Below are 12,535 nucleotides of genomic sequence, written 5' to 3' on the forward strand. Positions count from 1 at the left end.
CGCCGCCATCCGCACGAAGAACGCGCAACGCCGCCCCTTGGGGCGGCGTTGTCGTTTGTGGCGGGTTGGTCAGTCTGGCGGGCAGTGAGGGGCGCTGGTGGAGCGGATCAACCGGGCCGCCCAGCGCCCGTGGTTGCTCAGGTACGCCGGTCGAGGCGGATGGTCCGTCCTTCGCGGGCGGAGCGATAGATGGCCTCGACGATGCGCATGTCGCGCAGCCCCTCTTCGCCCGAGACGATGGGCTCACGGCCGGTGCGGACACACTGGGCGAGATGGTCGAGCTGTCCGGCGAACTGCGTCTTGCCCGGGCCCGGCGGCGGCGTCACCTCGCGCTCGCGTCCATCCTTGCCCAACCACATGCGCTGGCCGTCGTAGCGGGTCGCCGGCTCCAGCTCGATCCGGCCCTTGTCGCCCATCAGCAGGATGTGATTCTGGTTGGCGCTGTACATGGACTGGCAGCTGCCGATCGCGCCCGAGGGGAACTCGAGCGTCCAGTCGAGGATGTCCTCGACCTCGGTGAACCGCGGGTCCTTGCGGTCGGTCGACTCTCGCGCGGTCACCGCTACGGGTTCCTCGCCCGTCATGTAGCGCGCCGCCTGCAGGCTGTAGATCCCCATGTCCATCAGCGAGCCGCCGCCCGATATCGCCTTTTTCAGCCGCCACGCCGATGGGTCGCCCTGGACAAAGCCGTGTTCGGACCGAACGTAGCGGATCTTTCCTGCCTCACCGGCGCGTGCCAGCCGCATGGCCTCCAGGTTGAACGGCTCGAAATGGGAGCGATAGCCGATCATCAGCTTGCGGTCGGCGGCCTTGCAGGCCGCGATCATCGCCTCGCACTCCGCGACGGAGACGGCCATCGGCTTTTCGCACATCACGTGCTTGCCCGCCTTGGCGGCGCGGATCGTATATTCGGCGTGCATCGAATTGGGCAGGCAGACATAAACGACGTCGACATCCGGATTGTCGCGGATCCGGTCGAAGTTCGCGTAGGAGTAGATGGAGCGCGGGGACAGGCCGTGTTCGGCTGCCACCTTCTTTGCTTTGGCGGGGTCGCCGCTGACGACCGCGGCCAGGCGGCTGTGCTCGCAATTGGCGAACTGCGGGATGATGACGCCCAGGCCGTAGTAGCCGAGCCCTACGATCGCATAGCCCAGGGGGCGGTTCGGGCGCTCGGCCGCGAAGGCGCGGGGACTGAGGGCGAGTGCGGCGGCCGATAGGATAAGATCACGTCGTGCAACTTCCATAGCAGGCTCCCTGGCGTTCGGGTCGATCGATCGGGAAGGCGCACGCACAAGCGCAAAGCTAGGCGACTATCGAATGTTGCGGTGTGGCGCGTCCTCGGATGGGGCTTCGGGGCGAAGCTAGCAGCATTGCCGCCGTGGGGAAGGGGCATGCGCCCCCAACCCACGGTGGCCGATTGGCTCCTCCGGGCGAGCGCACGCTCGCCCGGGGAAAGGCCTTGTCAAATGAAGCGGTTGATGAGGTTCTCGATCCGCTCCTGGCGGCCCGAGCGCGGCTGCGGGTCGATCGACTGCTCGACCGCCAGGTCTGCGATGCCGGCCAGATCGAGGTCGGCGATCTTTTCGCCGAACGCGCCCGTCCAGCCGGCGTAGCGCTCCGCCTTGATCGCATCCAGGCGACCGTCCTCGATCAGGGCTGCGGCGTTCAACAGGCCCTTGGCCACCACGTCGATCCCGCCGATGTGGCCGTAGAAGAGATCGGCGGCGTCCATCGACTGGCGGCGGACCTTGGCGTCGAAGTTGAAGCCGCCGGTGGTGAAGCCCCCGGCGCGCAGGATCTCCAGCATCGCCAGCGTCATTTCCTCGACGGAGTTCGGGAATTGATCCGTGTCCCAACCGTTCTGCGGGTCGCCGCGGTTGGCGTCGATCGAGCCGAAGATACCGAGCGCCCCTGCGGTCGCGATCTCGTGCTCGAAGGTGTGGCCCGACAGCGTGGCGTGGTTCGCCTCGATGTTGACGCGGACCTCGTTCTCCAGGCCATAGCGCTTCAGAAAGCCGTACACGGTCGCCGTGTCGAAGTCGTACTGGTGCTTGGTCGGCTCGTGCGGCTTCGGCTCGATCAGGATCGTGCCGGTGAAGCCGATCTTGTGCTTGTGCTCGACCACCAGGTTCAGGAAGCGCCCGAGGTTGTCGAGTTCGCGCTTCAGGTCGGTGTTGAGCAACGTCTCGTAGCCCTCGCGGCCGCCCCACAGCACATAGTTGGTGCCGCCGAGGCGATGGGTCGCCTCCAGCGCGTCGCGGACCTGCATCGCGCCGAACGCGAACACTTCCGGATCCGGGTTGGTCGCCCCGCCGGCTGCATAGCGCGGGTGGCTGAACAGGTTGGCGGTGCCCCACAGCAGCTTGCGGCCGGAGGACGCCTGCAGCTTTTCCAGGTGATCAACCGCTTCGGCGAAGTAGCGGCGGTGTTCGGCGACGTTGGCGGCATCCGCCATCACGTCGACGTCGTGGAAGCAGTAGAAGGGCACGTCCAGCTTCTGGAAGAAGTCGAACGCCACCTCGCGCTTCTGCGCCGCTGCGTTGCTGTCGTTGGCACCGCGGTGCCAGGGGCGGTTGAAGGTGCCGCCACCGAACACGTCGCTGCCGGGCCAGCAGAAGGTGTGCCAGAAGCACGCGGCGAAGCGCAGATGCTCCTCCATCGTCTTGCCCAGCACGACGCGGTTCTTGTCGTAGAAGCGATAGGCGAGTTCGTTCTCGCTATCGGGACCCTCGTAGCGGATCTGGGGAATGTCGGCGAAGAACTCGGCCATCACAGGTTCCTTATGCGGGGATAGGCGTCGCGGAAGGTGGCGCGCTTGGGGGCCAGGCGCTCGACGAGCGCTGGATCTGGTTCGATGACGTGGGCGACGGGCGGTGCCTGGCACACGTCTGCGGCGGTGCCGCCATCGACGGCAAGCTGGGCGAGACGGGCGGCACCCAAGGCAGGCCCAACTTCGCCGCCCTGCAAGTAGACAAGCGTCACGTCCATCGCCGCCGCAAGCGTCTCGCCCCAGTAGCGGGAACGAGCGCCACCCCCGATCACCGACAGGCGATCGATGGTGGTTCCGGCTTCGCGGAGGACGCGCACGCCATCGGCTAGTGCGAAGCCGACGCCTTCCAGCACCGCCTGCGCCAGCCGTTCCGGGCTGGTGTCATGGTCGAGCCGCAGGAACGCACCGCGCACCTGCGCATCATTGTGCGGCGTCCGCTCACCGGAGAGATAGGGGAGGAAGATCTCCGGCCCGGACGCCGGCCCGGCGCGTTCGGCGCGGGCGAACAGGTCGGCGGCACCGGCGGCGCCGGTCAGACGCGCCACCCAGTCGATGCAGGCCGCAGCCGATAGGTGGACCGCCATCTGGTGCCACATGGCCGGCAGGCAGTGGCAGAAGGCATGGACTGCGCCGGCGACATTCGGCCGAAACTGGTCCGTCGCCACGAAGATGACGCCCGACGTGCCGAGCGAGAGCAGGGCGTCGCCATCGCGCACGGCACCGACCCCCGCAGCACCGGCGGCATTGTCGCCGCCGCCGCCGGCGACCGGCACCTCGGCCATGCCCCACAACGCGGCGATGTCGGGGAGCAGCCGGCCGGCAATGTCGCTCCCTTCCACCAGCTGCGGCATTTGCGCCTCGGTGAGGCCGGTGGCCGCGAGCAGCGTGTCGCTCCAGCGCCGGCCGGCCACGTCGAGCCACAGGGTGCCCGCCGAGTCCGACATGTCGGAAGCCTTTTCGCCGGTCATCTTCAGCCGGACATAGTCCTTGGGCAGCAGCACGGTGGCGATGCGGTCGAAGACCGCGGACTCGTGGTGGCGGAGCCACTGGAGCTTGGGTGCCGTGAACCCTGGCATCGCGAGGTTGCCGGCGATCGCGTGCAGCTCGAGGACCGCTGCCTCGAGCTCCGCGCATTCCGCATAGGAGCGGCCATCGTTCCAGAGGATCGCCGGCCGCAGCGGCGTGTCGTCTGCGCCCAGGACCGTCGCGCCGTGCATCTGGCCGGCGAGCCCGATGCCCCGCACGGCCCGCCGCACCGCAGGATCGATCGCCTGCACCGCCGCCGTGGTGGCATGCCACCAGGCGTCCGGATCCTGCTCCGACCAGAGCGGCTGGGGCCGTTGCACGCTGAGCGCGGCGGTACCCTGGCCGACTACTGCGCCGTGCTCGTCCAGTACCACCGCCTTGACGCCGGAGGTGCCGATATCGATGCCGAGGAACATGGGCCGATCAGTCCTTGAACGGATCGATCAGCTGGATCGTGCCGTCCGTGTTGAAGGTCAGTTCGGTCACCTTGGCCGAGCGCAGGTGGTTCTTATCGGATAGCTGGGTGTCGTGGTAGAACAACCACCAGCGGCCCTGGAACTCCACGATCGAGTGATGCGACGTCCAGCCCTGCACCGGCTTCAGGATGTGTCCCGTGTAGCGGAACGGCCCATAGGGCGAGTCCCCGATCGCATAGTTCAGGAAGTGCGTGTCACCCGTGGAGTAGGTGAAGTAGTATTTGCCGCCGCGCTTGAACGTCCACGCCGCCTCGAAGAAGCGCCGGTCGTGGTCGCCGCCCAGGACCGGCTTGCCCGCCTCGTCCGTGATGATCACGTCGCGCGGTGCTTCGGCGAACTGCTTCATGTCCGCGGACATGCGCGCGATCTTGGGCGCGATCGCTGGCTTGTCGTCCTGCTTCAGGTCGGTGTCGCCGCCGTTCGGATCATAGCGGCCGTTGGTCCAGCGCTGGAGCTGGCCGCCCCAGATCCCGCCGAAATACATGTAGCTCGCGCCGTCCGTGTCGGTGAACACGGCCGGGTCGATCGAGTAGCTGCCGCGGATCGGCTCCTTCTCGGCCTTGAAGGGTCCGGTCGGCGACTTGGACGTGGCGACACCGATGCGGAAGACCCCCTGTTTGTCGCGGGCCGGCATGTAGAGGTAATAGGTGCCGTTCTTGTACGCAGCGTCCGGCGCCCAGGTCTGCTTGGAGGCCCAGGGAATATCCTTCACGTCGATCGCGACCGGATGGACCGTCACCGGGCCGCCGACGCGATCCATGCTCAGCACATGATAGTCGTGCATGGCATATTGATTGCCAAGGTCGTCGTTGGGAATACCCGCATCGACGTCATGGCTGGGATAGACGTAGAGCTTGCCGTTGAAGACATGCGCCGATGGATCGGCGAAGAACTTGTCGGTCACTAGCGGCTGCGCCACGTACCGGCGCCCCTCCGGGCTGCGCGCTTCGGCATGCGTCGCGTGCTGAGCCGCGGTGTGGGTCTGCGCGCCGGCCAGCGTTGCCGTAGCGGCAATGGCGGCGGTCGCCAGACAGAGTTGTAGGCGCAGGCGCATTCAGGCTCTCCTTCCTCTTTTCGGACCTTCTTGCGAGGCCTCGGGCCGCTGACGCAACCTAGATAGCGCTACCATATTGCGGGATTTCAGCGCCTGCAAGGAGATTGCACACGTGCGTCGCTCTTGCCCATCCTGCCGCTTGCGTTCATGCCTGCGCGGTCTCGAACCTGGAATGCGCCAACCGCCCCATGGACCCGATCTCCGCCGCACCGACACGTTCTTCCCGCCGCGCGGGTTCGGCCCCCACCATCAGCGACGTCGCCCGCCGAGCCGGAGTGTCTCCGATGACGGTGTCTCGCGTCATCAACGGCGAGGCGAATGTCCGGCCGGCGACGCGGGACGCCGTCAACGCGGCCATCTCGGAACTCAACTATGCGCCCAATCGGGCCGCCCGCAGCCTGGCCGGGGCGGGGCAGGTCCGGATCGGCCTGCTGTACAGCAACCCGAGCGCGGGCTTCCTGAGCGAGTTCCTGCTGGGCAGCCTGGACCAGGCGAGCCGCAGCGACGTCCAGATCGTCGTGGAGCGGTGCGAACTCGGCGAACATGAACTCGAGGTCGCCCAGCATCTGGTGCGCGGCGGCATCGACGGCATCATCCTGCCGCCTCCGTTGTGCGAGGCGCCGGCGCTGCTCTCGCTGCTTCGATCGGCGCGGATCCCGACGGTCGCCGTCGCGACCGGGCTGCCCGCAGAAAACCAGCTGGCGATCCGCATCGACGATCGCGAGGCCGCGGCGATGATGACCCGGCACATCATGGACCTGGGGCATCGCCGCATCGGGTTCATCGCCGGCAACCCCAACCTGTCCGCCAGTGCGCAGCGGCTCGAAGGTTTCCGGGAAGCGCTGGCCGCTGTCGGTATGGCCGAGGATCCGGCCCTGATCGTCGACGGGCTGTTCACCTACCGCTCGGGGCTGGATGCGGCCGAGCAATTGCTGGACCTGCCGGAGCCGCCCACCGCAATCTTTTCATCGAACGACGACATGGCGGCAGCGACGGTCGCGATCGCGCATCGCCGTGGGCTCGACGTGCCGGGTGACCTTACCGTCTGCGGCTTCGACGACACCACATTGGCGACCGCGATCTGGCCGGAACTGACGACCATCCACCAGCCGATCGCCAATATGGCTCGCGCCGCGGTGGAACTGCTTGTTGCCACCCTGCGCCAGCAGAAGCGGCTGGACGGCGCCGCAGAGCAGCAGGTTCTCGATTACACGCTGATCCGCCGTCAATCGGACGCGCCGCCGCGTCGCCGGCCACGCGCGCTCGGCGCTTGACGGCGGCCGGCAACTTGATAGCGATAACAGGTTAAGGCGGACGGGCAGTTGGCCACCTCGCGCGACCAGCCGCAGGGAGCAAGAAGCCGCACAAACGATCAATCCGGCGTGGGCCGGGCGAGGAGAGACGATGACTGACAGCTTTAGGGGACCGGGGCAGGGGGGGGCAGGCATCGCCACCAACCACGGCTTCATCGCCGCAATCGTCGCAGTGGCGACGATCGGCGGCTTCATGTTCGGCTATGATTCGGGCGTGATCAACGGCACGCAAAAGGGGCTGGAGTCGGCGTTCGACCTCGGCCGCCTGGGCATCGGCGTCAATGTCGGCGCCATCCTTGTGGGCTCCGCCATCGGCGCCTTTGGCGCGGGACGGCTGGCGGACGCGATCGGTCGCCGCAACGTGATGATGCTGTCGGCGGTGCTGTTCCTAGTCAGCGCCGTGCTTGCCGGCGCTGCCAATGGTTCGCTGGTCTTCATCCTCGCCCGCATCGTCGGCGGCCTGGGCGTCGGCGCCGCGAGCGTGATCTCCCCGGTTTACATCTCGGAAGTCACCCCGGCATCGATCCGCGGTCGGCTTTCGAGCGTGCAGCAGGTGATGATCATCACCGGCCTTACCGGCGCGTTCGTCGCCAACTTCGTGCTGGCGCGCTATGCCGGTGGCTCGACGTCCGAGTTCTGGCTCGGCTTCCCGGCCTGGCGCTGGATGTTCTGGCTGCAGGCCATCCCGGCCGCCATCTATCTGCTGGCGCTGCTCGTCATCCCGGAGAGCCCGCGCTTCCTGGTTGCCAAGGGACGTGACGCGGAGGCGCATGCGGTGCTCACCCGCCTGTTCGGCAGTGCGGAGGCCGACCGCAAGGTCGTCGAAATCCGCAACTCCCTCGCGGCCGACCATCACAAGCCCAAGCTGTCGGACCTCCGCGACAAGGCAACCGGCAAGATCCGTCCCATCCTGTGGGCCGGCATCGGCCTCGCGATCTTCCAGCAGCTCGTCGGCATCAACGTCGTCTTCTACTACGGCGCGGTGCTGTGGGAGGCGGTTGGCTTCACCGAGGACAACGCGCTCCAGATCAACATCCTGTCGGGCGTGCTGTCGATCGCAGCCTGCCTGTTCACGATCGCGACCGTCGATCGCATCGGTCGCAAGCCGCTGCTGCTCGTCGGGTCGGCCGGTATGGCCGTCACCCTGGCCGTGGTGGCCTATGCCTTTTCGACCGCAGTCACCGATGCGTCCGGCGCGGTTTCGCTGCCGGGCCACAACGGCATGATCGCGCTGGTCGCGGCCAACCTCTACGTGATCTTCTTCAACGCCAGCTGGGGCCCGGTCATGTGGGTGATGCTGGGTGAGATGTTCCCGAACCAGATCCGCGGTTCCGGCCTCGCGGTCTCGGGCTTCGCGCAGTGGATCGCCAATGCGGCGATCTCGGTGAGCTTCCCGGCGCTTGCCGTCTCGCCGGGCCTGGCCGTCACCTACTTCGGCTATGCGTTCTTCGCGGCCGTGTCGTTCTTCTTCGTGAAGGCGATGGTGAACGAGACCCGCGGCCGCGAGCTGGAGGACATGGCGGGCTAAGCCCTCCTGCTCGTCACCAACACAGAAAAGGCGGGAGTACCACACCGGTACTCCCGCCTTTCTCATATCTGGCGCCTGGAAAGGCTTACTTCGTCCAGGCGTAGGGTCCGATCAGCGTTCCGACGAAGCCCGTCGCGACCTTCGTGCTCAGGAACCGCGCGTCCACGTCGGCGGCCAGCGTCTTCCTACCGGCCGTGCCCTCATAGTCGAACGCCATAGTCCCTCCATCGGCCCGGATCGTCAGCGTCACGGGCTTACCCGGCGATATCGGAGCCGAGGCAACCAGCCGCTCCTGGCCCTGGTCGGCCGTGTAGAGCGCCACCACCGGCTTGCCCGCAATCCGCGTCACGCCGAAGAACAGGTAGTTCCGGTCGCTCTGCATCGCCGCCAGGCCACCGCGCTCCCCGTCCGCCCCTGGATCGAAGCGCACCGCGGTGCTCACCGTGGCGACATGATGCTGCTGTCGCCGGCCGACGAAGGCGGGCACGCCCGAGAGGTCCCCGATGGGTGTGCCGCGGTCGAGCACCAGATCTCCGGCCTCAAGGTGGTAGAAGGGGCGCTTGGGCGTGCGTACGCCGACCCACTGCATCGCCAGCTTGTCGCCGTCGAACTCGTCGACATAGCCGAAGTCGCCGGTCGTCGGCACCGGGCCGGGCGTTTGGGCTGGCAGCTTGGGTGCCCTGCTCGCGAAGGGGATGGTCTCGCCCTTGGGCAGGATGATCGGCCAGCCGTCCTTCCAGGTGACAGGCAAAAGGAACGTTTCGCGCCCGATGTTGTAGAAGTCGCCTTCATAGGGGCGCACGGCGAGGAAGGTCGCGAACCACTCTCCGTTCTGCGTCTCGACCAGCTTGGCGTGCCCCGCAGACGTGATCGGATTTGGACGTGCCGGATCGAGATCCCGCTGGGTCAGGATCGGGTTGTCCGCACAGGGTACGAAGGGGCCGCGCAGGTTCTTCGATCGCAGCACCACCTGGGAATGGTTGACGCTGGTCCCGCCCTCGGCAGCGGTCAGATAGTACCAGCCGTCCTTCTTCAGGATGTGCGGTCCCTCGATCCACACCGGCTTCTTGGAAATGTCGACGCCGCCGTTCACCAGCTGCGTACTTTCGCCCACCATCTTGCCAACGCGCCAGTCATACTCCTGGATCCAGATCGCGCGATGGCCATCGTAGCGCGGCGGTTCGGCGGGTGCTCGGTTGTTGACGATATAGGCGCGGTCGCCTTCCCAGAAGATCGAAGGATCGATCCCCTCGAACGGCAGCCAGATCGGCTTCGACCAGGGGCCGGCCGGATCCTTCGCCGTGATGACGAAGTTGCCGCCGCACTCCACGCAGGTGTTCGCGATGTAGAAGGTGCCGTCGTGGTACGAGATGTCGGGGGCGAACACCGCCTGCGAAGTGCGCATACCGGTGAAGTCGAGCTGCTCCGGCCGATCGATCGCGTTGCCGATCTGCGTCCAGTTCACCAGGTCCTTCGAGCGGAAGATCGGCAACCCCGGGAAGTGCGCGAAGGAAGAGAGGACGAGGTAATAGTCGTCCCCCACGCGCGTGACCGACGGATCGGGATAATAGCCGGAGAGGATCGGGTTGCGGTGCTGCCCCGCACGGACGGTTACCCGTTCCTGCGTACGGCCGTCGTAGGTGAAGCGGCTGAACCGCGCCGGCTCCGTCGCCAGCGCGGGAGAGCCGGCGGCGAGACCCGCCAGCGCCAGGGCAAGCGTGCGAATGTGCATGTCGATCCTCTCTGTATTCTGAGCGGGCGAGCTTGAGCCTATTGCTTGCTCGGGTCCGCTTTGGCCGCCGTGCCCGCGGTGGCGAGCTCGTGCGCTGCATGCGCCAGCTCGATCCACATCGCCCCTTCCGGGATCACATATTCGTTCTCGCCCCAGAAGAAGGGCCAGTCCTCATGGTTCTCGGGGAAGTCGGGCTTGATGATCAGAACGCCCGGAACCACGCCACCCGCAATGAAGGAGAAGTCGGCGCGGTTGTTGCCATAGGCCACTTCCTTGGAGACGGTGCCGACGCCGGAAACGAACGAAATGTCGGAGCCGGGGTGATGGCCGAGCAGGAACTCGATCCCGCGGAATACCGGATCCGCCGGCATGATGTCCGGGAACGCCTTGTGCAGGGCATAGGCGTTGAGTGCCGATCCCAAAACGGCGCCGCTGCCGGCCCAGCCACCGGTGGTGATCGGCACGCCGAACGGATTGGCTGCTGCCCCCGTGCGGGTGGCCTCGGCATAGGTCCGCACTGCCGGGATCATGCCGTCGCGATAGCTCGCGGGCATGAAGGGCAGAGCCGCGACGGCGTCGCGCAGGTTCGACGCAAAGGTCTTCTCGATCGCTGGCCACGCCGATTGGACGGCCGCGACATAGCGCTGGTCCTTTGTCGCGCGCAGCAATTCCACCGCGGCCGAGAAGCGTTCCGCCTCCAGCGGCCCACCGGTGGTGTTGCCATATTGGTAGAGATCGGGGGCATGCGACTGCTCCTCCGCCCAGGTGCGGGTCGCGATCGCCAGCGCCTTCCTCGAAAGCTCCGGATCGACTTCGGCCAGCGCCCGCGATGCTGCTGCCAGCCCGGCGATCGAGCCATAGTTGAGCGCGGAGGCTTTGGTGGTGAACGCCCAACGATCGTCCGGCGTGCCGCTGCGCCCGTTCCTCTCCTCGCCCAGCTTCAGGCTCGGATCGTAGATCAGCCCGTCGGTCTTGGTCGATGCGTCGCCGAGGTGGGTATATTGGGCGACGTCGGGTTCGACGATGCCATGGATGGCGTGGCCGACCGCGTCGAACTGCGCGACCAGTTGCAGCGTACCGTGGCGGATCTGCTGGAGCAGGTCGGGGGTGCCGTCGGGGACATGCATCTCCGTGCGGCGGCGGCTCCAATCCACCGCGGTCGTGTCGCGCGCCGGCCGCCAGCGTTCCCAGCTATCCACCAAGGAGCGGATCACCTGATATTGCGACTGGGTGCGGATGTCGAAGTCGCCCGCGTCGAACCAGCCGCCGACCGCCAGGCCGGGAATGTGCTCGCCCGGCTTGAAGCGGGTATCGGTGGTCGGCCCCTGCGCATAGAGGTCGATGTGCTCATGGCTGACCGGCGCCTGGCGAGCGTCGTCCCGATGCGCCTCGCCGTGCCAGACGCGATAGCCTTCGTTGACGAACATATGGTCCATCGCGACGGGGAAGTAGACGTCCATCGTCGGGTGCCAGGCGCCCGCATAGGTGTCCGCGGCGATCCGAAACGGGGCGGTGCGGGTGTCGCCATATTCCAAGACATAGAGGCCCGGCTGGCGCACGCCGCTGAAATCCAATTGCAGGTAGCTGTAGCGCAGATAGTCACCCCAGCGCTTTGCCGGCGAGACGCTGACGGGCGTCATGCGGCCATCTTCGCCGACGCGCAGCAGCCGCGCGGGCAGGGTGCGGCGGTCGTTGCGGTCGAGCTCGATCGTGGCGACCTTGCGCGCGCCGGGCGTGTAGCCGAGCTGCGAATGGGCGATGACGGGCGCACGCAGCCAGCCTGGAACGCTGTTCGGCTGGATTGTCCATTCGACCACGGTTCCCGTGCGCCCTGCCGGCAACAGCGAGCGGAACACGAACCAGCCATTCTGCGCCTGGTTGCGGCCATCGAACAGCTGCACCTCGACATTCGATTGGATGGACACGCGTCGCGCCGGGTCTTCCGGCGCGAGCACGAAGCGGTTGCCGCGCGCTATCGGCGTCGGTTCGGCGCCCGGACCTTCGGCGCGTCCGCTCGCCGCGTTGCGCTCGGGCGTTCGGATCATGGCGTCGGCGGGGTAGAGCGGGAAGCCGCCGGTGCGGCCGTCGACCATATAGCTGTGATGGAAATAGGCGGAGGGCAGGAACTCCAGGTTGAAGCCTGCCTTACCCGCGAGTGCTGCCGGGACCGGCTGCTCCAGGATCACCGACACCGCGACCGCCGCGCCGCGCTTTTCGGAGCGGATCCGGTAGCGCCATTGGTGCTCGGGATACTCCAGCGTCACCGTGATCGCACCCGTCGCGGCGTCCACCTGTCGGTCCACCAGGCGTCCGATCGCGTCCCACTGCCCGGGAGTGGAGGACAGGCGGACATCGCCGTTCGTCGCGATCCGTTTGCCCTGCTGGATGATCTCGACGCCGCTGATTTTGGAGTCGGCGAACAGGCCGTCGTACCAGTTGGAGAAGACCAGCACGTTGACCGCCGGCGCCTCGTAATAGCCGGCCTCGCCCAGCTTCAGCTCGGGCGATGCCGTCGGCTGCAGGGTTTGAGCTTCTACGGGCGCAGTGCTTGCAAGCAGTGCTGCCAGCAGACAGAACACAGGTCTTCCCGCCATGACCATCCTCTCCTGGTTGTCCCGGCACTCTTCGGCGCCTGT

General features: G+C 66.9%; 8 protein-coding genes. 2 read left to right on the forward strand and 6 right to left on the reverse strand.

Features of this window, described 5'->3' with window-relative positions:
- Window positions 1–137: 137 nt before the first annotated feature.
- The 4 genes from MHZ35_RS09065 to MHZ35_RS09080 form a co-directional block, all read right to left on the reverse strand.
- Window positions 138–1,244 carry a Gfo/Idh/MocA family protein gene (locus MHZ35_RS09065; RefSeq protein WP_239435305.1) on the reverse strand — a complete coding sequence of 369 codons (1,107 nt, stop codon included), beginning with the start codon at window positions 1,242–1,244 and terminating at the stop codon, window positions 138–140.
- A 218-nt stretch (window positions 1,245–1,462) separates the two neighbouring features.
- Window positions 1,463–2,773 carry a xylose isomerase gene (xylA, locus tag MHZ35_RS09070; protein ID WP_446741038.1) on the reverse strand — a complete coding sequence of 437 codons (1,311 nt, stop codon included), beginning with the start codon at window positions 2,771–2,773 and terminating at the stop codon, window positions 1,463–1,465.
- A complete protein-coding gene (gene xylB / locus MHZ35_RS09075; RefSeq protein WP_239435307.1) occupies window positions 2,770–4,212 on the reverse strand; it encodes a xylulokinase in 1,443 nt (480 codons plus the stop codon). The genes xylA and xylB overlap by 4 nt, the downstream gene beginning before the upstream one ends.
- A gap of 7 nt (window positions 4,213–4,219) precedes the next feature.
- On the reverse strand, window positions 4,220–5,326 hold the full coding sequence (locus MHZ35_RS09080) for a glycoside hydrolase family 43 protein (protein ID WP_239435308.1): 1,107 nt from the start codon (window positions 5,324–5,326) through the stop codon (window positions 4,220–4,222).
- A 188-nt stretch (window positions 5,327–5,514) separates the two neighbouring features.
- Here MHZ35_RS09080 and MHZ35_RS09085 point away from each other — a divergent pair, with 188 nt between their 5' ends.
- Together MHZ35_RS09085 and MHZ35_RS09090 are read left to right on the forward strand one after the other, a co-directional pair.
- Entirely contained in the window at window positions 5,515–6,600 is a 1,086-nt protein-coding gene (locus MHZ35_RS09085) for a LacI family DNA-binding transcriptional regulator (protein WP_239435309.1), read from the forward strand.
- A gap of 130 nt (window positions 6,601–6,730) precedes the next feature.
- Window positions 6,731–8,167, forward strand: coding sequence for a sugar porter family MFS transporter (locus MHZ35_RS09090; RefSeq protein WP_239435310.1), 1,437 nt, complete (start codon window positions 6,731–6,733; stop codon window positions 8,165–8,167).
- Between the two features lie 85 nt (window positions 8,168–8,252).
- On the opposite strand, the gene MHZ35_RS09095 is transcribed toward MHZ35_RS09090, so the two are convergent.
- Window positions 8,253–9,899, reverse strand: a complete 1,647-nt coding sequence (locus MHZ35_RS09095; RefSeq protein ID WP_239435311.1) for a glycoside hydrolase family 43 protein — start codon at window positions 9,897–9,899, stop codon at window positions 8,253–8,255.
- 38 nt (window positions 9,900–9,937) lie between these two features.
- Window positions 9,938–12,493 (reverse strand): glycoside hydrolase family 9 protein, encoded by a 2,556-nt coding sequence (locus tag MHZ35_RS09100; protein ID WP_239435312.1) that lies wholly within the window; start codon window positions 12,491–12,493, stop codon window positions 9,938–9,940.
- Between the last annotated feature and the right edge of the window lie 42 nt (window positions 12,494–12,535).

The sequence above is a fragment of the Sphingomonas sp. ACRSK genome, from assembly GCF_022346685.1.
Lineage (GTDB): Bacteria > Pseudomonadota > Alphaproteobacteria > Sphingomonadales > Sphingomonadaceae > Sphingomonas > Sphingomonas molluscorum.

Coding starts and splice junctions, on each gene's coding strand:
- MHZ35_RS09065 (WP_239435305.1), bottom strand. CDS start 1,244: ATGGAAGTTGCACGACGTGATCTTATCCTATCGGCCGCCGCACTCGCC.
- xylB (WP_239435307.1), bottom strand. CDS start 4,212: ATGTTCCTCGGCATCGATATCGGCACCTCCGGCGTCAAGGCGGTGGTA.
- MHZ35_RS09080 (WP_239435308.1), bottom strand. CDS start 5,326: ATGCGCCTGCGCCTACAACTCTGTCTGGCGACCGCCGCCATTGCCGCT.
- MHZ35_RS09085 (WP_239435309.1), top strand. CDS start 5,515: ATGGACCCGATCTCCGCCGCACCGACACGTTCTTCCCGCCGCGCGGGT.
- MHZ35_RS09090 (WP_239435310.1), top strand. CDS start 6,731: ATGACTGACAGCTTTAGGGGACCGGGGCAGGGGGGGGCAGGCATCGCC.
- MHZ35_RS09095 (WP_239435311.1), bottom strand. CDS start 9,899: ATGCACATTCGCACGCTTGCCCTGGCGCTGGCGGGTCTCGCCGCCGGC.
- MHZ35_RS09100 (WP_239435312.1), bottom strand. CDS start 12,493: ATGGCGGGAAGACCTGTGTTCTGTCTGCTGGCAGCACTGCTTGCAAGC.